Source organism: Novosphingobium clariflavum (assembly GCF_026420865.1).
Taxonomy (GTDB): domain Bacteria; phylum Pseudomonadota; class Alphaproteobacteria; order Sphingomonadales; family Sphingomonadaceae; genus Novosphingobium; species Novosphingobium clariflavum.
The window spans coordinates 293,107-319,453 of the sequence record NZ_JAPCWC010000005.1 but is presented as its reverse complement, the minus strand read 5'-3'; the positions used below and the strand labels follow the sequence as shown (position 1 = coordinate 319,453).

The 26,347-nt window shown below is 67.2% G+C and carries 20 protein-coding genes; 10 read left to right on the top strand and 10 right to left on the bottom strand.

Annotation, left to right across the window (positions count from 1 at the left end; genetic code table 11):
* Positions 1 to 59 precede the first annotated feature (59 nt).
* The 3 genes from fusA to rpsL form a co-directional block, all read right to left on the bottom strand.
* A complete protein-coding gene (fusA, locus tag OKA11_RS09530) occupies positions 60 to 2,144 on the bottom strand; it encodes an elongation factor G (protein ID WP_142635123.1) in 2,085 nt (694 codons plus the stop codon).
* A gap of 117 nt (positions 2,145 to 2,261) precedes the next feature.
* Complete coding sequence (gene rpsG / locus OKA11_RS09525) at positions 2,262 to 2,732, bottom strand: 30S ribosomal protein S7 (protein ID WP_142635125.1); 471 nt, start codon at positions 2,730 to 2,732, stop codon at positions 2,262 to 2,264.
* A gap of 92 nt (positions 2,733 to 2,824) precedes the next feature.
* Positions 2,825 to 3,196 (bottom strand): 30S ribosomal protein S12, encoded by a 372-nt coding sequence (gene rpsL, locus OKA11_RS09520; protein ID WP_007011879.1) that lies wholly within the window; start codon positions 3,194 to 3,196, stop codon positions 2,825 to 2,827.
* A gap of 895 nt (positions 3,197 to 4,091) precedes the next feature.
* Here rpsL and OKA11_RS09515 point away from each other — a divergent pair.
* Positions 4,092 to 5,192 (top strand): OmpA family protein, encoded by a 1,101-nt coding sequence (locus OKA11_RS09515; RefSeq protein WP_267219970.1) that lies wholly within the window; start codon positions 4,092 to 4,094, stop codon positions 5,190 to 5,192.
* A gap of 185 nt (positions 5,193 to 5,377) precedes the next feature.
* Positions 5,378 to 6,037, top strand: a complete 660-nt coding sequence (locus tag OKA11_RS09510; protein ID WP_267219969.1) for a hypothetical protein — start codon at positions 5,378 to 5,380, stop codon at positions 6,035 to 6,037.
* 98 nt (positions 6,038 to 6,135) lie between these two features.
* On the opposite strand, the gene OKA11_RS09505 is transcribed toward OKA11_RS09510, so the two are convergent.
* Together OKA11_RS09505 and OKA11_RS09500 are read right to left on the bottom strand one after the other, a co-directional pair.
* Positions 6,136 to 7,506, bottom strand: a complete 1,371-nt coding sequence (locus OKA11_RS09505) for an aromatic ring-hydroxylating oxygenase subunit alpha (protein WP_323748312.1) — start codon at positions 7,504 to 7,506, stop codon at positions 6,136 to 6,138.
* Between the two features lie 192 nt (positions 7,507 to 7,698).
* Positions 7,699 to 10,167, bottom strand: coding sequence for a PhoX family protein (locus OKA11_RS09500; protein WP_267219967.1), 2,469 nt, complete (start codon positions 10,165 to 10,167; stop codon positions 7,699 to 7,701).
* Positions 10,168 to 10,467: 300 nt separating this feature from the next.
* On the opposite strand from OKA11_RS09500, the gene OKA11_RS09495 reads away from it, so the two are divergent.
* Complete coding sequence (locus OKA11_RS09495; protein WP_267219966.1) at positions 10,468 to 10,776, top strand: GIY-YIG nuclease family protein; 309 nt, start codon at positions 10,468 to 10,470, stop codon at positions 10,774 to 10,776.
* Positions 10,777 to 10,836: 60 nt separating this feature from the next.
* Here the strand turns inward: OKA11_RS09495 and OKA11_RS09490 are convergent, their stop codons facing one another.
* Positions 10,837 to 11,085 (bottom strand): hypothetical protein, encoded by a 249-nt coding sequence (locus OKA11_RS09490; protein ID WP_267219965.1) that lies wholly within the window; start codon positions 11,083 to 11,085, stop codon positions 10,837 to 10,839.
* Positions 11,086 to 11,431: 346 nt separating this feature from the next.
* On the opposite strand from OKA11_RS09490, the gene OKA11_RS09485 reads away from it, so the two are divergent.
* The 5 genes from OKA11_RS09485 (at position 11,432) to fumC (ending at position 15,893) form a co-directional block, all read left to right on the top strand.
* Positions 11,432 to 12,517, top strand: a complete 1,086-nt coding sequence (locus OKA11_RS09485; RefSeq protein WP_267219964.1) for a 4-oxalomesaconate tautomerase — start codon at positions 11,432 to 11,434, stop codon at positions 12,515 to 12,517.
* A 102-nt stretch (positions 12,518 to 12,619) separates the two neighbouring features.
* Positions 12,620 to 13,153 carry a c-type cytochrome gene (locus OKA11_RS09480; protein ID WP_267219963.1) on the top strand — a complete coding sequence of 178 codons (534 nt, stop codon included), beginning with the start codon at positions 12,620 to 12,622 and terminating at the stop codon, positions 13,151 to 13,153.
* Entirely contained in the window at positions 13,150 to 13,830 is a 681-nt protein-coding gene (locus OKA11_RS09475) for a cytochrome b/b6 domain-containing protein (RefSeq protein WP_267219962.1), read from the top strand. Before OKA11_RS09480 ends, OKA11_RS09475 begins: the two co-directional genes overlap by 4 nt.
* An 11-nt stretch (positions 13,831 to 13,841) precedes the next feature.
* Positions 13,842 to 14,381, top strand: a complete 540-nt coding sequence (locus OKA11_RS09470) for a CPBP family glutamic-type intramembrane protease (RefSeq protein ID WP_267219961.1) — start codon at positions 13,842 to 13,844, stop codon at positions 14,379 to 14,381.
* A gap of 132 nt (positions 14,382 to 14,513) precedes the next feature.
* Complete coding sequence (gene fumC / locus OKA11_RS09465) at positions 14,514 to 15,893, top strand: class II fumarate hydratase (protein ID WP_267219960.1); 1,380 nt, start codon at positions 14,514 to 14,516, stop codon at positions 15,891 to 15,893.
* 312 nt (positions 15,894 to 16,205) lie between these two features.
* Here the strand turns inward: fumC and OKA11_RS09460 are convergent, their stop codons facing one another.
* From OKA11_RS09460 to OKA11_RS09450, 3 genes are read right to left on the bottom strand one after another with little or no spacing between them, the layout of a single operon-like run.
* Positions 16,206 to 17,633, bottom strand: coding sequence for an efflux transporter outer membrane subunit (locus OKA11_RS09460; protein ID WP_267219959.1), 1,428 nt, complete (start codon positions 17,631 to 17,633; stop codon positions 16,206 to 16,208).
* Complete coding sequence (locus tag OKA11_RS09455; RefSeq protein ID WP_267219958.1) at positions 17,626 to 18,849, bottom strand: efflux RND transporter periplasmic adaptor subunit; 1,224 nt, start codon at positions 18,847 to 18,849, stop codon at positions 17,626 to 17,628. The genes OKA11_RS09460 and OKA11_RS09455 overlap by 8 nt, the downstream gene beginning before the upstream one ends.
* A complete protein-coding gene (locus OKA11_RS09450; protein WP_267219957.1) occupies positions 18,842 to 22,036 on the bottom strand; it encodes an efflux RND transporter permease subunit in 3,195 nt (1,064 codons plus the stop codon). Before OKA11_RS09450 ends, OKA11_RS09455 begins: the two co-directional genes overlap by 8 nt.
* Positions 22,037 to 22,385: 349 nt before the next feature.
* Between OKA11_RS09450 and OKA11_RS09445 the strand changes: the two genes are divergently transcribed.
* Positions 22,386 to 23,627 carry an NAD(P)/FAD-dependent oxidoreductase gene (locus OKA11_RS09445; RefSeq protein WP_267219956.1) on the top strand — a complete coding sequence of 414 codons (1,242 nt, stop codon included), beginning with the start codon at positions 22,386 to 22,388 and terminating at the stop codon, positions 23,625 to 23,627.
* Between the two features lie 723 nt (positions 23,628 to 24,350).
* Positions 24,351 to 24,707 carry a Crp/Fnr family transcriptional regulator gene (locus OKA11_RS09440; RefSeq protein WP_267219955.1) on the top strand — a complete coding sequence of 119 codons (357 nt, stop codon included), beginning with the start codon at positions 24,351 to 24,353 and terminating at the stop codon, positions 24,705 to 24,707.
* A gap of 115 nt (positions 24,708 to 24,822) precedes the next feature.
* Here the strand turns inward: OKA11_RS09440 and OKA11_RS09435 are convergent, their stop codons facing one another.
* Positions 24,823 to 26,298, bottom strand: coding sequence for a TRAFs-binding domain-containing protein (locus tag OKA11_RS09435; RefSeq protein ID WP_267219954.1), 1,476 nt, complete (start codon positions 26,296 to 26,298; stop codon positions 24,823 to 24,825).
* Between the last annotated feature and the right edge of the window lie 49 nt (positions 26,299 to 26,347).

The window sequence follows — 26,347 nt, the reverse complement described above, 5'->3', positions numbered from 1 at the left end:
TGCGGGATGTGAGGCAGCGCCCGCCGAAACAGGCGCCGCCCCTAGAATGATCTTGCCGATTAGGCAAGCTTCTCCTTGACCTCGGCCGCGACGTTCGCCGGGACCTCGTCGTAGTGGGAGAAGATCATCGAGTAGTTCGCACGACCCTGGGTGAACGAGCGGAGCTGGTTCACGTAGCCGAACATGTTCGCGAGCGGAACCATCGACTCGACAACCTGAGCGTTACCGCGGCTGTCGGTGCCCTGGATCTGGCCACGACGGCTGTTCATGTCGCCGATGACGTCGCCGAGGTATTCCTCGGGGGTGACGACTTCGACCTTCATGATCGGTTCGAGCAGCTTGATGCCGGCCTTCTGGGCGACTTCACGCATAGCACCGCGACCGGCGATTTCGAAGGCCAGAGCCGACGAGTCGACGTCGTGGTAGGCACCGTCGTAGAGGACGATGTCGAAGTCGATGATCGGGAAGCCGACCAGCGAACCCGAGGCAGCGGTTTCGCGCATGCCCTTTTCGATCGCGGGGATATATTCCTTCGGAATGTTACCGCCCTTGATCTCGTCCTTGAAGGTGATGCCGGCACCGCGCTCGCCCGGCGTGACCTTGATCTTCACGCGGCCGAACTGACCTGTACCACCCGACTGCTTCTTGTGGGTGTAGTCCACATCGACAGCCTTGGCGAGGTATTCACGGTAGGCGACCTGCGGAGCGCCGACGTTGGCTTCGACCTTGAACTCGCGACGCATACGGTCGACGATGATGTCCAGGTGAAGTTCGCCCATGCCCTTGATGATCGTCTGGCCCGACTCGTGGTCGGTGGTCACGCGGAACGAGGGATCCTCAGCCGAGAGACGATTGAGCGCGACGCCCATCTTTTCCTGGTCGGCCTTGGTCTTGGGTTCGACCGACAGTTCGATGACCGGCTCGGGGAACTCCATGCGTTCGAGAACGATCGGCGCCTTTTCCGCGCAGAGCGTGTCGCCCGTGGTGGTTTCCTTCATGCCGGCCAGCGCAACGATGTCGCCCGCGTAGGCCTCGTCGATATCCTTACGGTCATTGGCGTGCATCTCGAGGATACGGCCAACCTTTTCCTTCTTGCCCTTCACCGAGTTCAGGTACGAACCCTTCGAGAGCGTGCCGGAATAGATGCGGCAGAAGGTGAGCGAGCCGACGAACGGGTCGTTCATGACCTTGAAGGCGAGCGCCGAAAACGGAGCGTCGTCCTTGGGCGGACGGCTGTCGGCTTCGTCGCTGTCGACCTTGACGCCCTGGACGTCTTCGATGTCGAGCGGCGAAGGCAAGTAGTCGACGACGGCGTCGAGCAGGGGCTGAACGCCCTTGTTCTTGAACGCCGAACCGCAGACGACCGGTACGAACGCATGGCCCAGCGTACCCTTGCGGATCAGCTTCTTGAGCGTGGCGACGTCAGGCTCGTTGCCTTCGAGGTATGCTTCCATCGCCTCGTCGTCCTGTTCGACGGCGAGTTCGATGAGCTTGGTGCGGTACTCGGCAGCTTCGTCAGCCAGGTCAGCCGGAATTTCTTCGTAGAAGAATTCGGCACCGAGCGATTCGTCCTTCCAGACGATCGCACGGTTGTGAACCAGGTCGACCAGGCCCTTCAGATCCGATTCAAGACCGATCGGAATGTAGAGCACGGCCGGCGTCGCACCGAGGCGGTCGATGATCGACTGCACGCAGTACTTGAAGTTCGCGCCGGTGCGGTCGAGCTTGTTGATGAAGCACATGCGCGGAACGCCGTACTTGTCGGCCTGGCGCCACACGGTTTCCGACTGTGGCTCAACGCCGGCGACGCCGTCGAAGCAGGCGACCGCACCGTCGAGCACGCGCAGCGAACGTTCGACTTCGATGGTGAAGTCGACGTGCCCGGGGGTGTCGATGATGTTGATGCGGTATTCCTGGCCCTCGGACGTCCAGAAGCAGGTGGTCGCAGCCGAGGTGATGGTGATGCCGCGTTCCTGCTCCTGCTCCATCCAGTCCATGGTAGCAGCGCCGTCATGGACTTCGCCGATCTTGTAGGACTTGCCGGTGTAGTAGAGGATACGCTCGGTCGTGGTGGTCTTACCGGCGTCGATATGCGCCATAATACCGATGTTACGGTACATATTGAGCGGATGGCTGCGTGCCATGGTGAGTGTCCTTAGCAGGAGTGTTTCGAGAGCGAGGCGGCCTTCAGATAAGACCTCGCCCCCTGAAATAAAAGTGTGACACCCGGATGACCGATCACCCGGGCCCACACGCTCACATTACCAGCGGTAGTGCGAGAAGGCGCGGTTCGCGTCCGCCATGCGGTGCGTGTCTTCGCGCTTCTTCACGGCGTTGCCGCGGTTGTTGGCAGCGTCGAGCAGTTCGCCCGAGAGACGCGCGGCCATGGTGGTTTCCGGGCGGTTGCGGGCCGCGGTGATCAGCCAGCGGATGGCGAGGGCCTGGGCGCGCTCGGGGCGAACTTCGACCGGGACCTGGTAGGTCGCACCACCGACGCGGCGGCTGCGGACTTCGATCTGCGGCTTCACGTTGTTCAGGGCATCGTGGAACAGCTGGACCGGATCGGCCTTGGCGCGCGTTTCCATGGTGTCGAGAGCACCGTAGACGATCGATTCGGCGACCGACTTCTTGCCGTCGAGCATGAGGTTGTTCATGAACTTCGACAGGGTCTGATCACCGAACTTCGGATCAGGCAGGATTTCCCGCTTCTCGGGACGACGACGACGTGACATCGTTGGTATTCCTTGTTCTTTCGGGCGGGAGCGTGAGCATCACCGGCCGGTAAATCGTGTACCGTGCGGGACGAAAGGCCCCGCGCACCGGCTTACTTCGGACGCTTGGCGCCGTACTTCGAGCGCGACTGCTTGCGATCCTTGACGCCCTGCGTGTCGAGCACGCCGCGCAGGATGTGGTAGCGCACGCCGGGAAGGTCGCGAACGCGGCCGCCGCGGATGAGCACGACCGAGTGCTCCTGCAGGTTGTGGCCTTCACCCGGGATGTACGAGATGACTTCGCGGCTATTGGTCAGACGGACCTTGGCGACCTTGCGGAGAGCCGAGTTCGGCTTCTTCGGGGTCGTGGTGTACACGCGGGTGCAGACGCCGCGCTTCTGAGGGTTCTGCTCCATGGCAGGAACCTTCGACTTGGCCTTCTGCGGCTCGCGGCCCTTGCGGACCAGCTGGTTGATAGTGGGCATCTATACTCTTCTTTCGAATTTTGGAGTGCGATGGATCCGGGCCGAACTGCCCGGACGGACCGGATCGGCGCGGACCCGTCGCACCCCGGGGTCTCCGGGCCGACGCCATTCGAAAGGGAAGAGTGAGGTCATGCACGGCGGACGCTTCGAAAACCACATCGCCATCCCCGCAAAAGCCGGGACCGCCGGGTTTACGCCGCCTTTCGGCGGGAACCGCTGCACATGAGCCGAAAAACACTCCACCCGGCCGATCAGGCGCCGGATTACTTTGCCACCGCTTCCGCAAGACCCCACCCCGATTCGGGCATGGCGCTCCCGCATGGGCCGACTGCCAGCAAACGGCAGGAAAACCCCGGAAAAGCAGACGTGACAACGTTCAGCTCTATGTCGTTCCCGGGGGACATGCCCACAGGAGATGGGCGCCCTTAGGAGATTTGGGCTCGGGGGTCAAGGATTTCAGGCCCCGGCCCGGAGGCACCAGAAGAGGCATTTTCCCGGCGCCGCCAGCCCGCCGCCCTTCCCGCCCGGTCAGGCAGCGCCCTGCCCTGTTGCACTTCAGCAACATCAAGCCTGCCGGACGCCCCGATTCCCGCCCGCGGCGCCCGCGCGGCCGCCCCACGGACCATCCCAAAGTAGCAATCGCCCGCCGAACCGCAAAATCCGCCCAATCCGGCGTAAATTATCACGACTCTTCATGAACTTGCTCTTCCACCTCAGGGAAACCACCCGGACCGGCCGAGGGATTTCCCGGCAGCCTCCCCCGGACATAAATCACTTGAAGCAAGGGTTATCTAAACACGCAGTCATTACTGTTCTGATTTTCAGAATCTTATTGTTGATTATCGGTTTTTTGCATGGGATTTATATGTAACCGACGAATAGACAGGGATGTGATGTGAAGAAAATCACGCTTTTGCTCGCCTTGTCGTCCTCGTTCCTGGCAACCTCTGCCTGGGCACGGGATGACAGCTTCTACATCGAGCTGGACGGGGGCGTCGTCTTCGCCGACACTTTCAAGTTGCGCGAAGCAGATACCACCGATCCGCTGCGCTTCCGGCTGAAGCCCGATACCGGATATGATTTCGGCGGTATCGTCGGCTACGACTTCGGCGGCTTCCGCATCGAGACGGAAGCCAGCTACCGCAGCGTCGGCAACAAGGACTTCCGGATCCGCGATTCCGAAGTCGGCGTGTTCGACGGGGATTCGCTGCACGGCCACAGTTCCGCGCTCAGCTTCATGGGCAATGCGCTGCTCGACTTCGGCAAGGATGACGGCCTCCAGTTCTATGCCGGCGGCGGCGCCGGTATCGCCAAGGTCGACCAGAAGATCAGCGTCGAGGACATTTCCGGCTCGGAAGTGCTCGTCAACGGCGACGACTGGGACTTCGCCTGGCAGGCGCTGGCGGGCTTCCGCGTGCCGATCGGCCAGACCGTGGATATCGGCGTGAAGTACCGCTACTTCAACGTGCCGAGCTACCGCATCGACACCGACGACTTCGGCTACAAGGGCAAGTGGGCCTCGCATTCGGTGCTGGCGACGCTGACCTTCAACCTCGGCGCCAAGTCCGAGCCGGTCCCGCCGCCGCCGCCGCCGCCACCCCCGCCGCCCCCGCCGCCGCCGCCCCCGCCGCCGCCCGAGGTGGTCTGCAACAAGGGGCCGTACATCGTGTTCTTCGACTGGGACAAGTCGGACATCACGCCCGAGGCGTCGAGCATCCTCGACAGCGCGATCACCGCATACGGCAACTGCGCCAATGTGCCGATCATGCTGGCGGGCCACACCGACCGTTCGGGTTCGGCCAGCTACAACGAAGGCCTCTCGAGCCGCCGCAACGACTCGGTCCGGGCGTACCTGACCAGCCACGGGGTGCCCGACGGCGCGATCTCCAGCCAGGCCTTCGGCGAAAGCCAGAACCGCGTTCCGACCGCCGACGGCGTGCGCGAACTGCAGAACCGCCGCGTGGAAATCACCTACGGCCCCGGTTCCGGCATGTAGTGTTCCTCCCACCGAGGAAGTCACGGGAAGGGGTCGGATTCGTCCGGCCCCTTTCTTTTTGTGCCCCCGGTGCCGGAGTATGCGGCCCGCCGCGGCTGGACAAACCGTTTTCCTACAAGGGGCTGCGCGCGATATACCGGGCCGCCAAGGGGAATTCGGGTTCACCACCAGAGCGAGGTTGCCGCATGTCCTCCACCAAGGTTTCGGATGTCGATCCAAGCGTGCCTGGCACTACGGGCACGGATACGGGCACGGGCACGGGCACGGGCACGGGCACGGGCACGGGCTGCCTGTCCCGGCGGCCGGGGCGGCGCACCGCGCGCAGCGCCTTTTTCGAGGACGAGCCCGCGCCGGACGATCCCCTGCTGGGCTTTGCCCCCTATCGCCACAAGCAGCCGCGCCGCAACGCGATCACCCCCGAGCGCCAGCGCGCCTTCATCGCCGCGCTGGCGGCCAGCGGCATCGTCACCCAGGCCGCGCGCGCGATCGGTGCCTCGCTGGAGGCGCTCTACAAGCTGCGCGCGCTGCCGGGTGCGGAAGGGTTTGCCGCAGCCTGGGAAATGGCGATCGACCGGGGCATTGCGCGGCTGGAGGACTGCGCGCTGGAACGGGCGATCCGGGGCGAGGAACGCCCGGTGGTGAGCCGGGGCTCGGTGGTGGCCACCTATACCCGGCACGATACCGCGCTGATGCTGTTCCTGCTGCGCCAGCGCCGCGCCCACCGCTACGGGGCGGATGTGGACCTGCGGCCCGGCTCGCCCGCCTACGAGCGCATCCGGGCGGAGATCGAAGCCGAGGTTCCTCCGCTCGAAGAGGTCCTGGCCAGGACAGAACGGGACAGCTGACCGCGCGATCGGCGCGCGGTGGATGAGCCCCAGGCAGGGCGGACGGTAACGGGGGGCGGGGGGCGATGGCCGCCTGCCCCCCCCTTTTTATCCTGCTCCTAGTTCACGTCCAGCAGCGTCGGCGCGCCCATGCCGTCCATGAAATTGGCCAGGTTGCGGTGGAGGTTGATGACCTTCTGCTCCTGGTGCGGATTGGGCAGCGGGCCGCGGAAGCCGCGCGACTTCATGCCCTTCTGCACGAATTCCATGTTGGCGAAGTCCTGCGCCAGCACCGCGCCCCAGTTCTCGCCGATGGGATCGGCGTAGACCCATTCGGTCTTCGGCGCCGCGCCTTCGGGGAACCGCTCGAGCGCATAGCTTTCGAAGATGCACTTGTCCGGGTCGTCGCCATAGGGGCGCACCCGGTAGCACAGCGCAAACGTCTCGCCGTGGAGGATGTTCTGGTTGGGGAACAGGCCCCAGGCGAGGCCGCCCTCCTTCTTGATCTCGGGCGGCACCTCGGGCCAGATCACCCCGCGCGCGGCATCGTCGGCCTTGGCGCTTTTCAGCCAGTGGGCGATGATCTCGCCGGGCGTCGCGGTCTCGGGCAGCTCGTCGACCAGGCGGCTGGCGGCGTTGACCAGCGTTTCGGTGGAGGCGGAGTAGTTCACCGTCTCGTAGTTCTCGCGAATCAGTTCATAAGTGGAGACGCGGGCGTCGTCCCCCTTGCCGGCGCGGGTGGTGCCGGCGCTCTCGCTCATCTGGAACCTGGTCTCGCGGGTGTCGTAGCTCGACACGGAGTGGAGGCCGTACTGCTTCGAGAGCGCGTAGTAGTCACCATAGGCGAGCAGCTGCGTGTGGGTGCCGGCGACGTGGTAGGGTTCGAGGAAGGCCTCGATCGCGGTCTTCCAGTTGCAGTCGTAGATCGCCCACTGGCGCCACTTGTAGTCCATGCCGGCCAGGTCGAAATGATCGAGGATCTCGCCCGCGCGGCCCATCCACTCCTTCAGCGGCACCGCATCGGGGTCCATCGAGATGTAGATGTAGCCGCCCCAGGTATCGACCTGGAGGTCCGACAGGCAGGTCATCTCGGGCGTGAGCTTGCCATGCCAGTCCTGCGGGTCGAGGATGTAGGTGTTCTGGCCGTCCTGGTCGAAGGTCCAGCCGTGGAAGCCGCAGACGAAGCTGCGGCGGTTGCTCCCGCGCACGTCGTGGACTTTGCCGGGCAGCATGTCGGGCACCGAGACGAGCTGGCGGCCGCGATGCGGGCAGACGTTGTGGAAGGCCTTCAGCGAACCGTCGTCCTTGCGCAGGACGATGATCGATTCGTCGGCGACGTCGTACGTCATCCAGTCGCCCGGGTTCGGCAGGTCGCTCTCGCGCTCCACCATCTGCCAGACCCTGGGCCAGAGCAGCGTCTTTTCCGCCTGAAGGTAGTCCTTCGAAAGAAACGCGGTGGTGGGATAAGTGGCGAGGCGTTCCTCGTCCATGTCCTTGGCGGTCAGCGCGGCCGGCTTGTCGGTGCCCGTCTGTTTCACGTGGCCTCTCCTGTTATCAACAGGTCTGTTCATTAAGCCATCGCGCAAGCCGTTTCCAGACGGCGCCGCGTGCAACGCCCCGGCGATGCAAACGAGAAAGGGCGCGCCGCAAGGCACGCCCTTCCCTTCCCTCCGGCCTACCGATCAGAGGGCGATAATGCCCCCATCATCCTTGGTGATCGCCACGATCGCCGAGCGCGGGCGGACGGTTGCGGCGGCGGTGCCGGTCTGGCTGTCGGGCCAGTGGCTCGACGGCGCGGCGGCGCTGCCATCCTCGCCGGGGTGCTGGATGCCGACGAACAGCGTGCGCCCGTCCGGGGTCATGTCGATGCCGGTGATCTCGCACTGGACCGGGCCGACGAGGAAGCGCCGCAGCGTCGCCGCCGTGGCCGGAGCGCCCTGGTAGGTCGCCTGGGTGGCGGTGGCGCCGCCCGAGCCGGTGTTGGTGATGGTCTTCGCGCCGCCGTCGCCGACATGGCCGGGAAGCGCCGCCAGCAGCATGCAGTTGGTGCGGTCGGTCATCGCGCCGTCGTCGGTCTCGATCCACAGCACCGGGTTGATCTGGCCCGCCGGGTTGGTGGCGCGCGAGAAGTAGCAGCCGTCCGGGCTCGAGAAGTCGTTGTCGGCGGTCAGGCCCGAGAGGTTGACCTGCGCCCCGGCATCGGCAGCGTCGGCGCCGAACAGGTAGATGTCCCACTTGAACGTGGTGGCCGCGGTGGTGTCGCCGGTCTCCCGCAGACGGATGATGTGGCCGTTGGGATTGCCGTACTGCGCAGTGGCCGAGGCGCCCTTGGGATCGTTGTAGTGGCGCGGATTGGCGGCATCGGTGCCGGTGAGCGGGCGCCCGGCGGCATTGTTGTTGGTGAGCGTGAGGTAGATCTCGCCGGTCACCGGGTTGCCGGCGGTCCATTCCGGACGGTCCATCGGCGTTGCCCCCACCGCGTCGGCGGCAAGGCGGGTGTTGACGAGGATGTCGGCCTGATCGGCGAACACGTATTCGGGATAAGTGCCGGTCGCCGCCCGGTTCGGCACCGAACCGAAGACCAGCGGCAGCCACTGCCCGGTGCCGTCGGCATTGAACCTGGCGACATAGAGCGTGCCGGCGTCGAGGTACTTGTCGCCCATCGCCAGGCGGCTGGTGCTGGCGCCATCGGCCGCGGCGTAAGCGGCCGAGGAGACGAACTTGTAGAGGTACTCGCGGCGCGAATCGTCGCCCATGTAGACGCCGAGCGGCTGCCCGGCGACCGCGCGCACGAAGGCGCCCTCGTGGCCCATGCGGCCAAGCGCGGTGCGCTTGCGCGGGGTCGAGGCCGGGTCATAGGGATCGATCTCGACCACCCAGCCGTACTGGTTGAACTCGTTGCGATAGTCGTCGGTGGCCGCCGCGCCGGTGATCGTCGCGTTCCACTTGGTGTAGATCGAATCGGTCGAACTGGCGGTGGACCAGGCGAAGTTGCCGGTGCGGCTGGTGACGCCGTAGCGGGCGATCGCGGTCATCTCGCGCGCGGTGCGCTTGGCATCGTCCGCCGCATCGCGGCGGAAGTAGCCCGCCCAGTTTTCCTCGCAGGTCAGGTTGGTCGCCCAGGGGGTGATGCCGTTGGCGCAGTTGTTGATGGTGCCGCGTCCGGCGATGCCGGTAGCCGAATAGGCGGTGAACAGCAGCGACGAACCCGCCGCCGGGCCGTGGAAGCTCATCGGCGTGTTGGGAGTGATGCGGCGGTTGAAGCTGCTGCCCTTGACGTAGGACCACTTGCGGCTGCCCGCGTCCTGGTACTCCGACACCGAAACGCCGTGCGCCTCGATCTCCTTGAGCGCCTCTGCCGCCGGACGCGGGCCGCTCGACACATTGGTCGGGCCATTGGGGTGCAGGTACTGGACGTTGAGGTTCTCGTGGTTCTGCACCATCAGGCCGCGCACCGAGCTGCCGTCATCGCGCCCGCCCGCCGAGGACAGGCCGAAGAAGTGCAGCGCATCGCCGTGATCGCCGATGCGGTGGGCGAAATCGCTGTCGCTGCCGTCGTTGGCATAAGCCGCCGTGCTGGCCGAGAGCGGATCGCCCAGACGGGTCATGACGGTGACCGAATAGCCCGACGGCACCTTGACCACGTCGGCAAGGCTGTGCGGCACGGCCGCGAAGCCCAGCGCCGAGGGCGAGACGCGCACGGTGGTCTGGGCGGTGCGCGCCTGGCCGACCGGGGTCTTGGCGGTGAAGGTGAAGACCAGGTCGGTCGCCGCGCTGACGGCGGGCGCGATGAAGCTGACGACCGAACCCGTGCCGGTCAGCGTGACCGCAGTGCCCGAAGTCTGCGCCCACGAAGTGGCATAGGCCGCCTCGCCATCGGCCGGGCTGCCGGTGAGCGTCACCACGCGGCCCGAGCTGGTCGCCGCATTGCTTCCCGCCGAGATGTCCAGCTTCTTGTCATCGTCATCGTCGCCGCAGGCCGCCAGAACGGCAGTGCCCATGAACGCCATGGTCGTGGCGCCCGCACCGCGAAACAGCGCCTGACGGCGCGAGTAACGCTGCGCGGCGAGTTCTTCGAGCGAGGTGACGGAGGTGGAATTGGTATCGACGTCGCCATCGCTATAGCCGCTGGCGGGAAGTTCCTGTGTCATGGATGTGCCCCTATTTTTGCAGGTCAAACAGTCGCGAGGCGATTGCTAGGGGCGAAACATGGCAATCAGGCGCCATTTCCGTGTCAGCGGGAAGACGGATTCATGACGTTATTGCCGGTTTATTGCCCCAGGACTTGCGGCACGTTCGCTGGAGGCCGGGTGGTGAGGTCTGCCCGGCCGGGAGCGAGGCGGTCCATTCGGCAGACAGCAGCCGGCCCTGTCGAGGCTTGCCGAGATTTAACTCCACCCCGCTCAGGCTGAGCTTGTCGAAGCCCACCCGCAGCGCCAGACTTCAAACCGATGGCGTTCCACACGCACATTCTGCGCTGCCGCGACGGCACGCACTACGTCGGCCATACCGATGACCTCGAACGCCGCATTGCCGAGCACCGGAGCGGCACCCTCCCAGGGTACACGTCCCGGCGCCTGCCCGTGGTTTTCCTGTGGGCCCAGGATTTCCAGACCCGGGATGAGGCCTTTGCGGCAGAACGCAAACTCAAGGGCTGGAGCCGCGCCAAGAAGGAAGCGATGATGGCCGGGGACTGGGTGCTGGTCAGCCAGCTGGCCCGCAGCGCCACGCCGCATGGGGCTTCGACAAGCTCAGCCTGAGCGGGATTGGAAGGTTTGATTTGGGTGGGAAGCGGTCAGTGCACTTTCGGATGCGAGAGATCAGGAAGTGCCACGCCCACTCCATCGGCGAGCGACGATGATCAGCGCCACGGGCGTTACATAGAACCATGCCGCTGTGGCTGCCCAAAGCGCAATACCTTCAGGAGTGCTTTCAGCGTCGAACTCAGGCCAGAGTGGCAGTTCCAGAAGAAAGAAGCTGAAGATGGTGATTGGAATAGCTGTCGCCATCCATAAAGCCGTGAAGAGGCGAAACAGCCAGACATTGGTCTGCGATGGGTTCTCGGTCACGCATGGTCTATGTCTGAAATCATGCCCGGCGTCCAGCATCGGAAATGACTGCAATGGGGCGAATCCTGTCGTTGTCCTGCATACCGCGGTTTAACCCAACCCCGCTCAGGCTGAGCTTGTCGAAGCCCGCACCCGGCGCAGGACCATCCGCGGGACGGCCTTCGTACCGCGCCACACCGCAGGGGGCTTCGACAGGCTCAGCCTGAGCGGGGTGGGGAGGTCGCGCCCCCACCGCGCACCTCATGTTTAGCCAGAACCAATCGCGAATTGCCGCATCCGCCTTCCCTCGCCCGGCCCCGGAAAGGCAAGTACGCTCACTTCGATTCGATACTGCCGGGAGAGCGCCATGAGTGAAGCACGCGAAACCGAGGGCATTGCCTGCATGTGGATGCGCGGCGGCACTTCGAAGGGCGGCTACTTCCTCAAGTCCGACCTCCCCGCCGATCCCGCCGAGCGCGATGCCTTCCTGCTTTCCATCATGGGCTCCCCCGATCCGCGCCAGATCGACGGCATGGGCGGCGCCGATCCGCTGACCAGCAAGGTCGCGGTCGTTTCCAAATCCTCGCGCGAAGGCATCGATGTCGATTACCTGTTCCTGCAGGTCTTCGTCGATCAGGCGCTCGTCAGCGACCAGCAGAACTGCGGCAACATCCTCGCCGGTGTCGGCCCCTTCGCCATCGAGCGCGGGCTGATCGAAGCGAAGGGCGAGGAAACCGATGTCGCCATCTTCATGGAGAACACCGGGCAGGTCGCCGTCGCCACCGTGCAGACGCCGGGCGGCCCGGATGGTCATAGCGTGACCTACAGGGGCGATGCCCGCATCGACGGCGTGCCCGGCAGCCATGCCCCGGTGCCGCTGGAATTCCGCGACACTGCCGGCTCCTCCTGCGGCGCGCTGCTGCCCACCGGCAATGCCGTCGACGACGTGAACGGCGTGCGCGTGACGCTGATCGACAACGGCATGCCCTGCGTGGTGATGAAGGCAGAGGACCTGGGCATCACCGGCTACGAGGACCGCGAGAGCCTCGACGCCAATACCGAACTGAAGGCCAGGATCGAGGCCATCCGCCTGGCCGTGGGCGAGCGGATGAACCTCGGCGACGTCAAGGACAAGTCGGTCCCCAAGATGATGCTGGTCGCCCCGCCCAGGCATGGCGGCGCGGTGACCGTGCGCAGTTTCATTCCCCACCGCGCCCACGCCACCATCGGCGTGCTGGGCGCGGTCTCGGTGGCGACCGCCTGCCTGATCGATGGCTCGCCCGCCGCCGAAGTCGCCATATGCCCCGAGGGTCGCCGCAAGACGCTGTCGGTCGAACATCCGACCGGCGAGATGTCCTGTGTCCTCGAAGTGGACGAGGGCGGCGCCGTCGTGAGCGCCGCCCTCCTTCGCACCGCGCGCAAGCTGATGGACGGGACCGTCTTCGCGGGATAAATTCCCGGCGATTGCGGAATACCCTCTTCGCAGCGCAACAATCCGCGTTATCAAGGCTTCAAGGGATGCATAAGTGTCCCGCCTGACAGGAGTTGCCGCGCCATGACCCGTACCCTTACGGCCTCTAAACTCGCCCCCTCGAAACTCATGCTGGCCGCCGCGATCGGCGCGCTCCTTGCCGTGTCCGCCTGCAAGGGCCCGCAGACCGCGCCCGACGGTTCGGCCGGCGCCTCGGATGCCGCCGTCGACGCCTCCGCCATCGTCAAGCAGCGCAAGGCCAACTTCAAGGACATCGGCAAGTCGAACAAGGTCGCCAAGGCCGCGCTCGAAAGCACCCCGCCGGACTTCGCCACCGCCTCGGCCGCCGCCGCCTCGATCAAGGACGACGCCGGCAAGATCCTCGGCCTGTTCCCCGAAGGCACCGGCCCAGATGCTGCCCCCAAGACCGAAGCCCTGCCCGCCGTCTGGCAGAAGCCCGGCGAATTCAAGGCCGCCGCCGACAAGCTCGCCAGCGCCGCCGACGAACTGAAGACCGCCGCCGACGCCAAGGACCTCGTCGCCACCACCAAGGCGATGGGCGACATCGGCGGCGCCTGCAAGGGCTGCCACGAGCAGTTCCGAAAGAAGGACAAGTGAGCAACCCGGGCGGGGTCCCCACCCCGCTCTGGGATCTTCCCGTCCGCTTCATCCACTGGGCTTTCGTGGTGCTGATCCCGGCCCTGTGGTGGACCGCCGAGAACGGCAAGATGGCGCTGCACATGCAGATCGGCACGGTGATGCTGCAGCTGCTGGTGATCCGCGTGCTCTGGGGCTTCGTGGGCGGATCGACCGCGCGCTTCGCTGCCTTCGTGCGCGGCCCGCGCGCGGTGCTGGACCATCTGCGCGGCAGGACCGGCGCGGCCCCCACCGCCGGCCACGATGTCGGCCACAATGCCGCCGGCGGGTGGAGCGTGATCGCCCTGCTCGGCCTGCTGAGCCTGCAGGTCACCTTCGGCCTCTTTGCAGGCGACGAGGATGACGGGGTGACCGGCCCGCTCAACCATCTCGTCTCGTTCACCACCGCCGACCGCGCGACGCAGCTGCACGGGCTGGGCTTCAACCTCATCCTCGCGCTCGTCGTGCTCCATGTCGGCGCGGTGCTGTTCTACCGCGTGGTCAAGCGCGACAACCTGATCGCCCCGATGGTCACCGGCAAGCGCGCGCTTCCCGCCGGAACCCGGGGCCTCGTCCGCGCGCCGGCCTGGCGGTTCTTCGCCTGCGTGGTGGCGGCCTGGCTGGTCGGCTGGGCGATCTGGAGCGGGGCGACGCCCTGAGCCCCTCTCACGTGCGATCCGCGCTCGGCCAGATCCTCGCGCGCACCGGGCTCCACCTGCTTGCCCGCGAGCGCAAGGCAGCGCTCGCGGCGACGCTTTGCTCGGTGCTGGGGGTGAGCGCCTTCGTGCTCCTGCTCGACGGCGTGCTGTTCCGCCGCGCGCTGCCCGATGGGTATGCCGCGCTGTTCACCGCGCCGCTGCTGCCGCGCATGCTGTTTTCCGCCGCCGGATCGATGCTGGAGGAAGTGCAGTACCGCCTCCTGCTGACCACCGCGCTGGCCGCGCTCGCCGCTGCCGTCAGCGCGCCCTTCACCCGCAGGCCGCTGCCGTCCTGGGTGCTGCTGCCGATCATCGCGGCAGTGCAGCTGCTCAATGCCTGGACGGCGGTGTCCCATTACCCGCTCTACGGCGCCTTGCGCTTCTGGCTGGTCGGCTGCGTCTGGGGTCTGCTCTACTGGCGCCACGGCTTCCTCCCGGCCCTCGCCGGGCACGGACTGGTCCACCTGCTGCTCGACCCTGCCCTGCGCGCGCTGCTGCTCCTGACCGCGTGAGCGCCCCGCAACCTGCCTTGCCAACGGGAACATTGCACCCGCCTGCTCCGATACTTAGGTTGGCATAGACGACCTAGCCTCGCGCCCTTTCCCGCAAGCCAGCGCGGGCGCGGTGACAGAGGAGCCCGTGCCATGGAATTCCGCCGCGAAACCGATTCGATCGGTGAGATCGACGTCCCCGCCGCCGCCTACTGGGGCGCCCAGACCGAGCGCAGCCTGCACAACTTCCCCTTCGGCCCGGCCGAGCGCATGCCCGTGGCCATCGTCCATGCCCTTGCCCGCGTGAAGCTGGCCGCCGCGCGGGTCAACGCCCGCCGCGGGCTCGACGAAAGCCTCGCCCGCGCGATCGAGGCCGCCGCCGCCGAAGTGGTCTCGGGCACGCTCGACGACCAGTTCCCGCTGGTGATCTGGCAGACCGGCTCCGGCACCCAGAGCAACATGAACGTCAACGAGGTGATCGCCGGACGCGCCAACGAACTGCTGTCCGGCCAGCGCGGCGGCAAGAGCCCGGTCCACCCCAACGACCACGTCAATCGCGGCCAGTCCTCCAACGACAGCTTCCCGACCGCGCTCCACGTCGCCGCCGCCGTGGAACTGCACAAGGCCCTGCTCCCCGCGCTCGACCACCTCACCCGCACGCTCGAAGCCAAGTCCGCAGCCTGGAGCGACATCGTCAAGATCGGCCGCACCCACCTGCAGGACGCCACCCCGCTGACGCTGGGGCAGGAATTCTCCGGCTACGTCCAGCAACTGCGCGATGCCCGCGAGCGGCTGCTCCATGCCGAACAGGGCGTGCTGCGGCTGGCGCAGGGCGGCACCGCCGTCGGCACCGGCCTCAACGCCCCCGAGGGCTTCGCCGCCGACGTGGCGGCGGACCTCGCCGTCCAGACCGGCCTCGCCTTCGTGCCCGCGCCCAACACCTTCGAGGCGCTCGCCAGCAACGACGCGCTGGTGCAGCTTTCCGGCACCCTCTCCACCCTCGCGGTGGCCCTCACCAAGATCGCCAACGACATCCGCCTGCTCGGCTCCGGCCCGCGCTCCGGGCTGGGCGAACTGGACCTGCCCGCCAACGAACCCGGCAGCTCGATCATGCCCGGCAAGGTCAACCCCACCCAGTGCGAGATGCTGACGATGGTCGCCGCACAAGTGATCGGCAACCACCAGGCGGTGACCGTCGGCGGCATGCAGGGCGCCTTCGAACTCAACGTGTTCAAGCCGATGATCGGCGCCGCCGTGATCCGCTCAATCGCCCTGCTCGCCACCGGCATGACCAGCTTTGCCGACCGCTGCGTGGCGGGCATCGAACCCAACCGCCGCCGGATCACCGAATTGCTGGAACGCTCGCTGATGCTGGTGACCGCCCTTGCCCCCGAGATCGGCTACGACAACGCCGCGAAGATCGCCAAGCACGCCCACACCGACGGACTGACACTGAAGGAAGCCGCACTCGATCTGGGGCTGGTGGACGAGGCGACGTTCGACCGCGTGGTGCGGCCGGAGACGATGGTTTAGGGGGTTGAAGAACAAGGGATAAAGCAGGGGGTTAATACCCCCTGCACCCCCATTAGCGTCTGCATCGCGCGCGCAGATTCGGCATGCGCCCCTTGCGGCGCAGCCAATTAGAGCGTTTTCTAATCAGGTGGAATCACCTGATGACTCGGAAAACGCGTAAAACCAAAATCTTAGAGGAGTTGATCCGATGCGATCGGATCAGAAACTGCTCTATTCTCCCGACGCCACCATGGGCGCACAACGGAGAGGCTGGGTGCTACCTCGACGGTAATGGGGGTGCAGGGGGGCTATGCCCCCCTGCTTTATCCCTTCTTACCCCTGCTGCTGCGAAGGCCCGCCAATAGCCTTCACATAGTCCACCGCCGCACGCATGCGTTCGGTCTCCACGGCGATGGCCGAGCGCTGGGCGTCCAGAGCGTCGGTCTGCGCGGTCACCACGTCGAGGTAATCCGAGGCGCCGTCGCGGTAGCGGGACATGGCGATCTCGCTGGTGCGCTGGGCGGCGGCGGCGGCTTCCTGCTGGGCTTTGCCCTGCGTTTCGAGCTGGCGCATGGCCGCGATCGAATCTTCCACTTCGCGGAAGGCGCCGAGCACGGTGGTGCGGTAGTCGGCGGCGGCCTCGTCGTATTCGCCGCGCGAGATCTTCACTTGCGAGCGGCGGGCGCCGCCGTCGAACACGGTGAGCAGCGCCGAGAGGGGCCCGAGCGACCACATCGAATTCGGCGCGCTCAGGAGGTTGCCGTGGGTGGTCTGCCATCCGCCCGATCCGCCGAGGCCGATGGTCGGGAACCAGGCCGCGCGGGCCACGCCGATGCGGGCGTTGGCGGCATAGACGCGGCGTTCGGCGGCGGCGATGTCGGGCCGGCGCTGGAGCAGCGTGGAGGGGGTATCCACCGCCAGGCTCGGCACGTCGAAGGCGGGCGCTGCAGGGGCGACGTGGAAGTCCGAGGCGATGGCGCCGGTGAGCGCGGCCAGTTCGTGCTCGGTCTGGGCGCGCTGGTTGGCGATCGAGGCGACCAGCGCGCGGGCATTGGCGAGGACGGTGCGGGCGCGGTTGACGTCGATGCCCGAGGAGATGCCGCCTTCGTGGCGCGTCTCGGTCAGCTGGTAGGCGCGCTGGAAGGCGTCCACCGAGCGGTCGAGCAGCTGGGCCTGGGCGTCGAGGCCGCGCAGGCGCAAGTAGGCATCGGCCACCGCGGCCTGCAGGCTGAGGCGCGCCGAGGCAAGATCGCCTGCCGAGGCATCGGCTTCCGCCCTGCCCGCCTTCACGCTGTTGCGCACCCGGCCCCAGAGGTCGAGTTCGTAGGACAGGCTGCCGCCGACGATGTAGTTGTCGTAAGTCGCCGAGGAACCCGAGGAGAGCGGGCGTCCGGCGGAAACGCGGCTGCGCGCGGCGGAGCCGTTGACGCCGATCTCGGGGAAGAGTTCGGAAGTCGCCACCCCGGCCGCGCCGCGGGCCTGGTCGTAGCGGGCGAGCGCGGCGGCCAGCGTCGGGCTGGCGGCCTCGGCCCTGGTTTCGAGGTCGTCCAGCACCGGATCGCCGAACATCGTCCACCACGCACCGCGCAGCGCGGCGTCCTGCGGGGCGGCGGGCGCCCAGCCCTGCATCCCGGCGAACTGCTCCGGCGCGGCGGGCAGGCTTGCTGCTGGCGGCGTGTACTTGGGGGCCATCGAACAGCCGCCCAGCAGCGCGACCGCCAGCGCGGTGAGGGCAGCGCGCCTAGCCCTCCGCTCAACCATGCGTGGCACCCTTTGCCGGAGCGGCATCGGCGGCGCTCTGCACCTGCACGCGGTCGCCGGTGCGGATCGAGTCCGGCGGCGAATCGACCACGCGGTCGCCCAGCTGGACGCCGACCGAGACGATCACCGACTTGCCCTGGTCGCGGGCAATGGTGATCGGGCGGACGGTGACCGTGTTGTTCGCGCCCAGCACCGCCACGCTCGGGCCCTTGTCGGTGTAGAGCACGGCGCTGCCTGGCAGGGTCACGCCCTTGAGGGTGGCGTCGACATCGAAGTGGGCCTGCACGAAGGCGCCGGGCTTGAGCGCGCCCTCGCCGTTGTCCGCCTGCACTTCGACCAGCACCGCACCCGACTGGGCATCGACCGCGCCGGCGCTGCGGCTGACGGTGCCGGGGAAGGTGCGGCCGGGATATTCGGGCAGGCTGAGCGCGACGGTGACGCCGGGGTTGACCAGCGCCGAATAGATCTGCGGCACGCGGACATAGACGCGCATCCTGTGCACGTCGGACACGGTGAACAGCGGCTGCGCGGCGGCGTTGCCGGCGGTCACCAGCGCGCCGATCTGGGCCGAGCGGCTGGTGACGACGCCCGCGAAGGGCGCCGACAGCTGGGTGAAGCCGTGCTGGGCCTGAAGCTCGCGCACCTGGGCCAGCGCCGCATTGGCGAGCGCGGTCTTGGCGGCAAGGTCGCCCGCCTTCTCGTCGACTTCCTGCTGCGAGACGGCGTCCTTGGCCAGCATCGCGCTCCAGCGGCGGGCGGTGGTGGCGGCAAGGCGCTGGTTGGCGAGCGCGGTCTGGTAATCGGCCTTGGCCTGCGCGAGCTGCTGCTCGATTTCCGGCGCGTCGAGGATGGCGAGCGGCTGGCCTGCCCGCACATGGTCGCCGATGTCGGCCAGCCACTTGCTGACATAGCCGTTGGTGCGCGCGTTGATCGCGGCGCTGTTCCACGCCTGCGCGGTGCCGGGCAGGGTCAGACCGCCCTCGCCCGCCGCCGTCTTCGGCACGGCCAGCGCGACGGTGGGCAGCGCCGAATCTTCGGCCACGCTCTTCAGTTCGCTCGTCGCGTGCATCCGCGAGGCCGTGCCCACGCCGACCACGGCCAGGGCGACGATGGCCGCGCCGATGCCAACCCGCTTCAGGGTGCGGCTGCTGGGACCGGTGGGAGTATCGTTGTCCATGGGGGCCTCGGGAGTCTGGTGCATCTGGGGATCAAGCATGGGCGGTCTCTGCTTCGGCAGGAGCGTCATGGTGCTGACGGCGGCTATGGAAGAAAGCGAAGACGGTGGGAACGAAGAACAGCGTGGCGATGGTGGCGCAGACGAGGCCGCCGATCACGGCGCGGCCGAGCGGGGCGTTCTGCTCGCCGCCTTCGCCGAGGCCGAGCGCCATCGGGCCCATACCGATGATCATGGCCAGCGCGGTCATCAGCACCGGGCGGAAGCGGACGAGCCCCGCCTCCATCGCCGCCTTCACCGGATCGCCCAGCTCGGCCAGCTTTTCGCGGGCGAAGCTGACGACCAGGATCGAGTTGGCGGTGGCCACGCCCATGCACATGATCGCGCCGGTAAGCGCCGGGACCGAAAGCGTGGTCCCCGTCGCGAACAGCATCCAGACGATGCCGGCAAGGGCTGCGGGCAGCGCGGTGATGATGATGAACGGGTCCAGCCACGACTGGAAGTTGACCACGATCAGCAGGTAGATCAGCACGACCGCGCCCAGCAGGCCCCAGCCGAGGCCGGAGAAGGCGGTGTTCATCGTCTGGTACTGGCCGCGGATGGTGACCGTGGTGCCCTTGGGCACTTCGGCCTTGAGCGAGTCGATCGCCGTCTGCACCTCGCCCGCCACGGCGCCGAGGTCGCGGCCCTGCGGGGTGCCGTAGATGTCGAGGACCGGGGCGATGTTGTAGTGCGAGACGATCGGCGCGGTGCTCGAGCGAGTGAGCGTCGCCAGCGCGCCCAGCGGCTGCGGGCGGCCTGCGGCTGCACCGGAAACCGGCAGGTTGGCCAGCTTGCTCATCGAATCGATGGCATAGTCGGGCGCCTGGGCGACGACCGGGTACTGCACGCCGTTGTCGGGGTTCACGAAGAACACCGGCGCGGTCTGCGAGGTGCCCGCCAGCGAGTTGCCGAGGCTGGTGGTCACGTCACGCTCGGTGAGCCCGTACTGGCCCACGCGCGAGCGGTCGACGTCGACGTCGATCTGCGGCGAGTTCTGCGGCTGCTGGATGCGCAGGTCCGCAAGGCCGGGCACCTTGGCCAGCTTGACCATCAGCTTGTGCGCAAACTCGCGCGAGGCCGCCGCGTTCTTGCCGGAGATCTGCACGTCGATCGGCGACGGCGAACCGAAGTTCAGGATCTGGCTGGTGATGTCGGCGGGCAGGAAGGCGAACTGGGTGCCGGGGAAGCGGCGCGGCAGTTCGCGGCGCAGCTGGTTCACGTAGCCTTCGGTCGGCTCATGACCTTCCTCCAGCGTGATCAGCATGTCGCCGTCCTGCGGGCCGATGGTGCCCGAGTTGTTGTAGACGGTGTTGATCGAGCTGACCGGCAGGCCGATGTTGTCGGTGATCGACTTCACTTCGGCGGTCGGGATGATCTTGCGGACCTCGGCAGTGATCTGCTCGAAATTACGGGCGGATTCGTCGATCCGGGTGCCGACCGGCACGCGCACGTGCATGGCGATCTGGCCCGAGTCGACGGCCGGGAAGAAGTTGCTGCCAAGCAGCGGCATAAGCCCGAAGGACAGCACGACCACGGCGAGGAAGCCCAGCATGAACGGCTTCTTCGATCGCAGCGCGCGGGCGAGCATGCCGAGGTAGCCGGTGCGGATCTTCTCGAACTGCGTCTCGAACCCGCGCTGGAAACGCACCAGGGGATTGCGCGATTCGGGCGTGCCGGCGTTGTGGTGGTTCTCGCCGTGCGGGGTGTGGGGCTTGAGCAGATACATCGCCATGGTCGGCACCAGCGTGCGCGACAGGATGAACGAGGCGATCATCGCGAAGACCACCGAAAGCGCCATCGGCACGAACAGATAGCCCGCCACGCCCGGCAGGAAGAACATCGGCACGAAGACGATGCAGATGCACAGCAGCGAGACGAACGCCGGGGTGACGATCTGGGCGGCGCCGTCGAGGATCGCCTCCATCACGCCCTTGCCCTGCTCCAGATGCCAGTTGATGTTCTCGATCGTCACCGTCGCGTCGTCGACCAGGATGCCGACCGCGAGGGCGAGGCCGCCCAGCGTCATCACGTTCATCGTCTGCCCGAAAACGGCGAGCGCGGCGACGGCGGCGAGCACGGCGAGCGGGATCGAGACGGCGATGATGACGGTCGAGCGCCAGGAACCGAGGAACAGCAGGATCATCATCGAGGTGAGCGCGGCGGCCATCGCGCCTTCGTGGATCACGCCCGAAACGGCGGCCTTCACGAACAGCGACTGGTCGCCCACCGGCAGGACCTTGAGCGAATCCGGCAGGGTCGAGGTGATCTTGGGCAGCGCGTTCTTGACGCCGTCCACCACCGCCAGGGTCGAGGTGGCGCCGTTCTTGAGCACGGTCAGCAGCACCGAGCGGCTGCCCTGCACGTGGACGACGTTCTGCTGCTGGGCGCTGCCGTCGCGCACGAAGGCGACGTCGCGCATGTAGATCGTCGCGCCGTTGACGACCTTCACCGGCAGGTCGTTCAGCGCCTCGATCGAGCCGGGGGTGTTGTTCAGGCGCACGGTGTACTGCGCCGGGCCGATCTTGACGAAACCGGCCGGGTTGATCTGGTTCTGCGCGGCGATCGCGGTGCCGACGTCCTGCGCCGAGAGGCCGCGGGCCTGCAGGGCATCAGGGTTGAGGTCGACCTGCACCTGGCGCTGCTTGCCGCCCGAGGGATAGGGCATGGCAAGGCCGGGAATGGTGACGAGGCCGGTGCGGATCTGGTTCTGGCCGATGTCGAACAGCTGCTGCTCCGACAGGCCCTTGCCGGACAGGGCAAGCTGGAGGATCGGCACGGTGGAGGCGGAATAGTTCAGGATCAGCGGCGGGTTCACGCCCGGCGGCATCTGCTTGAGCACCGTCTGCGACACCGAGGTGACCTGCGCGGTGGCGGTGCGGATGTCGACGCCGGGCTGGAAGTAGATCTTCACCACGCCCATGCCCTGGAAGGACTGGCTTTCGATGTGCTCGATGTCGTTGACCGTGGTGGTGAGGATACGCTCGTAAGGCGTCACCATGCGGTCGGACATGTCCTGCGGCGAAAGGCCGGAGTACGTCCAGGCGACGGCGATGACCGGGATCTTGATGTCCGGGAAGATGTCGACCGGGGTGCGGAAGGCGGCGATGAGCCCCCCCAGCGCGATCAGGATGGCCATGACGATGAACGTCAGCGGGCGATGCAGCGCGGTCTTGACAATTCCCAGCATCGAATACTCCAAACGCCGGGCGGCCCTGCGCTTTCGCGCAAGGCTCGCCGGCCAGATCGCCTGTCCCCAGTGATGTTTTCGTTGAGGGTCCGCAGCCAGGAATGCGCGATGCGCGAAAAAAGTGGACCGGCCGACCCTATGTGATTTCGAGACTCAGGGGACTAACAGCTTGATCCCGGCACGGATAGATACCTGCCGGTGATTGCTGTCATGAAAATGCATCATCAATGGGCGGAAGCCGCATTCGCTCTTGCCCTTTGCGCCGAATGCCATGAGACACGCTTTCCAAGCAAGATTGTTCCATTCCTGAAATTGACGGAGAGATGAAGTTGCCCGAACGGAACCCCTCATGAGCCAGGCCGACGTCGTTATCGTGGGCGCCGGTCACGGCGGTGCGCAGTGCGCCATTGCCCTGCGCCAGAACGGTTTCACCGGAACCGTCACGGTCATCGGCCGCGAGCCGGAGTATCCTTACGAGCGGCCGCCGCTCTCCAAGGAATACTTCGCGCGGGAGAAGACCTTCGACCGCCTCTACATCCGCCCGCCGACGTTCTGGGCCGAGAAGGAGATCACCTTCAAGCTTGGCACCGAAGTCACCGCGGTCGATCCCGAGGCGCACGCGCTCACGCTCTCGAATGGCGAGACTTTCGGCTACGGCACGCTGGTCTGGGCGACCGGCGGCGATCCGCGCCGGCTCTCCTGTGCGGGCGCCGACCTCGCGGGCATCCACGCGGTGCGTACCCGCGAGGATTGTGACACGCTGATGGCGGAAGTCGACGCGGGCACGAAGAACGTGGTCGTCATCGGCGGCGGCTACATCGGCCTGGAAGCGGCGGCGGTGCTTTCGAAGCTGGGGCTCAAGGTGACGCTGCTCGAAGCGCTGCCGCGCGTGCTGGCGCGCGTGGCGGGCGAGGAACTTTCCGCCTTCTACCAGGCCGAGCACCGCGCCCACGGTGTCGATCTGCGCACCGGGGTGGCCGTGGAAGCGCTCGAGGGCGACCATCACCGCGTCACCGGCGTGCGCCTCGCGGGCGGCGAAGTGGTGCCCGCCGAGGCGGTGATCGTCGGCATCGGCATCGTTCCGGCAGTGGCGCCGCTGATCCTAGCGGGCGCGGCGGGCGCCAACGGCGTCGATGTGGACGCGTTCTGCCGCACCTCGCTGCCGGACATCTACGCCATCGGCGACTGCGCGGCCTTTGCCTGCGACTTTGCCGGCGGCACCGTGATGCGGGTCGAATCGGTGCAGAACGCCAACGACATGGCGACCTGCGTCGCCAAGGCGATCTGCGGCGGCACGAGCGGCGAAGACGCGAAGCCCTACAAGGCCTTCCCGTGGTTCTGGTCGAACCAGTACGACCTGCGGTTGCAGACGGCGGGCATCAACCTGGGCTTCGACCAGACGGTGGTGCGCGGCGACGTGGCCGGGCGCTCGTTCTCGGTGGTCTACCTGAAGCAAGGCAAGGTCGTCGCGCTCGACTGCGTGAACATGGTCAAAGACTATGTGCAGGGCCGCAAGCTGGTGGAAGCCGGCGCCGCGCCCTCCGCCGAGGTGCTGGCCGATGCGGGAACGCCGCTCAAGGACCTGCTGTGAGGAAGGCGCGGGGCGGGTAGCCGTCCCGCGCGGCGCGAAAAGAAGCCCGGAAACACGAGGTTTCCGGGCTTAGGAATCTGGCTGCTCCTTTCAGAGCCGCCTTCGGGTCGCAAGGCCTTGCTACGCCTCTCCAAAGCGTTTCCGCGTGACCAAGATCACGCAGGCAAGAGAATCGCCCCCGCCACCGGCGTCAGGATAAAGCGCCGTCACCGGCATGTCCGGCGCCCATGACGGCGGCGGGGACGGCGGCGGTGACGGCGGCGGGGGCGCCCCCATCGCAGGACCGATCCGCCCCGGCCGAACATTGCGGAACAGCCGCTTAGTTCGCCTTGGCTCTTCCGCAGCACGGTAGAAATCGGTTAAGCGCCTCCTTGCGTTTCGAGGCATCGACGGTGCCTCGGCGCGCGCGGGCATGGGGCGTCAGGTTTTGGATTCCGACGAGAAGATCGAATTCATCGCAACCATCTTCCGGTGCGACCGCGCTCCCGCGGAAGCGCTGGGCAAGATACTGGCGGTGCAGCGGCTGGCGGCGCGGGACGTACTCGCACGCCAGGGCGAGGAGTCGCACGACTGCTGGCTGGTGATCGAGGGCGGCGTGCGCATCGAGGCTTACGGCGTGGAAGGGCAGCGCCAGCAGCTGGCCCAGTATGGCCCCGCGAATTCTTCGGCGCCTACCCCAGCCCGACCGTCCACCGCGCCGAGATCGCCACGCTGCTGGACACGGTGCTGCTGCGCGCCGAAGCCCGCCGGATCGCCGCGCTGGTCGCCACCGACGCGCAGATCGGCGCGGGCATGGCCCGCCTGCTCGCGCGCCAGCTCGACCGCGCGCTCGACCGGATGATGGCCCGCACCACCTATACCGCGGCGGGGCGGGTCTATGCCGAACTGCTGGCGCTGGCCGGCGAGGCCGACCGCATCGCCCCGCCCCCCAAGGTCACCATGCTGGCGCTCTGCGCCAATACCACGCGCGAAACCGCCTCGCGCGCGATCGCCGCGCTGATCCGCCGCGGCGTCATCAGCCGTGACGAACGCGAACTGGTGATCCTGGCGCCCCGCATGCTGCGCGAGCTGATCAGCTGAAGGGCGGATGGCGGCCGGCCCGTCATCGGCATCTTCGGGGCGGAGAGCGCCTCTCCGGCCTAGAGCGTTTTCCAATCAGGTGATTCCACCTGATTGGAAAACGTTCCAATTCGCCTCAGCCCTGCGAATCGAGACAGAACAGGCCGATCGGGAAATCGCCGCGCACGGTCACGATCTCGCCCGCCGTCTCGAAGCGGTAGCGCGGCGCCAGCAGTTCCAGCACCGCGATCTGCGGCCAGTGCGCGCAGATGCTGCCCTCGGTGGTGGCGCGGGCCAGCATGATGGCGGCGCTGCCGATCTCGACCAGGTCCTGCCCCGGCGCGAAGGGCGCATAGTCCAGCCCCAGCCGGCTTTCCGGCGCCAGCCGCAGGATGGCCGCGCCCTGGTCCATCGCCGCGACCGGATCGTCGAACTGCAACAGCGAAAAGCCCTCGTGCACCGCCGTGCGGGTCACGAACGTCAGGTCGCAATAGTCAGGCACCGGCCCCTGCATCGCCAGGACCGCGCGGTTGACGCCGGGATCGAGTTCCTCGCCCCGGGTCGGCGGGATCTGGTCGAGCACCAGTTCGTGGAACTGCCGGCCCTGCCGCCGCCATTCGACTTCGGCCGCCGACTGCTCGTTGAACGCCCGGCCGACGTGATAGGCCACCGCGCTGGTCGCCAGCACGCGGGCGCGGCGGATCGCCAGCCCCATCGCCACTTGCGCCCCGAGATGGATCGCCGCGCCCGAGAGCCGCCCCGGCCCGGACAGCACTTCCACCGATTCGGCCGCCTCGATCAGCCGGTCGAACCGCTCCGGCCAGTCGCCGCCGAACTGTTCGACCGAGACCGCGCGAAACGCCTCGATGGCAGTCGGCAGCACCACATGAAGCTGTGCCCCTGCCGCCAGTGCCAGTTCCGCGATGACGATGTCGGACCCCGCCGCCAGCGCGCCAAACACCGCGCCCGGACGCACCCGGTCGAGCAGGGTCGCGATTTCCTGGCGCAGCCGGGCGATGTCCGTCGGCAGGCCGATGATGCCGCTGAAATAGAGGCTGGCGGGCGGGCGCAGATGGTCGAACAGGCCGAACGGGGCGCCGGTCCATTCGAGGACCTGCTGGAACTGCCGCAAGGTGGCGGCCTGGTCCTCCCAGGCGTCGGGCGCGGCCTTGACCGCCTGCTCGAGCGCGATCCGGGCGCCGCGGGCATCGCCCAGCAGCAGCCGCGCCTCCGCCGCCGTTGCGCCCAGCCAGTAACGGGTTTCCGGCTCATGCTCGCCGCTTTCCAGCACTTCGAGCACTTGCCTAGCGAGCCCCTGGGCTTCGGCCGGCTTGCCGTTGAGCAGGGCGATGGTGGCGGCGTTGATCAGCGGATACGTCGCGCGGCGGCCACCCGCCGCCTGCAGGTAGGCCTCCTGGGCCTGCTCCAGCAATTCGCCGCGCTCGGGCCCCGCGGCCCCGAGGCCGCGATCCTTGAGCAGCCGCCCCTTGAGGCTGAGCGCACCGGCATCGCGCGATTCGAGCAGCCCGGCCCCTTCGAACAGCCGCCACGCCCGCAGCACGTCGCCGGAGCGCGCAATCTGCCGGATGCGGGCAAGAAGAGGAAGGGTCACGGGCTCTACTCGTTCTATCTGCGTACCAGAGGGGTCGGCGGGATCCGGA

Bases quoted from the DNA above. Each gene is read 5' to 3' on its own strand.
- OKA11_RS09505 (WP_323748312.1), bottom strand. From the start codon at position 7,506: ATGGACGAGGAACGCCTCGCCACTTATCCCACCACCGCGTTTCTTTCG.
- fumC (WP_267219960.1), top strand. From the start codon at position 14,514: ATGGAATTCCGCCGCGAAACCGATTCGATCGGTGAGATCGACGTCCCC.
- rpsL (WP_007011879.1), bottom strand. From the start codon at position 3,196: ATGCCCACTATCAACCAGCTGGTCCGCAAGGGCCGCGAGCCGCAGAAG.
- rpsG (WP_142635125.1), bottom strand. From the start codon at position 2,732: ATGTCACGTCGTCGTCGTCCCGAGAAGCGGGAAATCCTGCCTGATCCG.
- OKA11_RS09480 (WP_267219963.1), top strand. From the start codon at position 12,620: ATGACCCGTACCCTTACGGCCTCTAAACTCGCCCCCTCGAAACTCATG.
- OKA11_RS09495 (WP_267219966.1), top strand. From the start codon at position 10,468: ATGGCGTTCCACACGCACATTCTGCGCTGCCGCGACGGCACGCACTAC.
- OKA11_RS09450 (WP_267219957.1), bottom strand. From the start codon at position 22,036: ATGCTGGGAATTGTCAAGACCGCGCTGCATCGCCCGCTGACGTTCATC.
- OKA11_RS09455 (WP_267219958.1), bottom strand. From the start codon at position 18,849: ATGCTTGATCCCCAGATGCACCAGACTCCCGAGGCCCCCATGGACAAC.
- fusA (WP_142635123.1), bottom strand. From the start codon at position 2,144: ATGGCACGCAGCCATCCGCTCAATATGTACCGTAACATCGGTATTATG.
- OKA11_RS09510 (WP_267219969.1), top strand. From the start codon at position 5,378: ATGTCCTCCACCAAGGTTTCGGATGTCGATCCAAGCGTGCCTGGCACT.
- OKA11_RS09460 (WP_267219959.1), bottom strand. From the start codon at position 17,633: ATGGTTGAGCGGAGGGCTAGGCGCGCTGCCCTCACCGCGCTGGCGGTC.
- OKA11_RS09485 (WP_267219964.1), top strand. From the start codon at position 11,432: ATGAGTGAAGCACGCGAAACCGAGGGCATTGCCTGCATGTGGATGCGC.
- OKA11_RS09500 (WP_267219967.1), bottom strand. From the start codon at position 10,167: ATGACACAGGAACTTCCCGCCAGCGGCTATAGCGATGGCGACGTCGAT.
- OKA11_RS09445 (WP_267219956.1), top strand. From the start codon at position 22,386: ATGAGCCAGGCCGACGTCGTTATCGTGGGCGCCGGTCACGGCGGTGCG.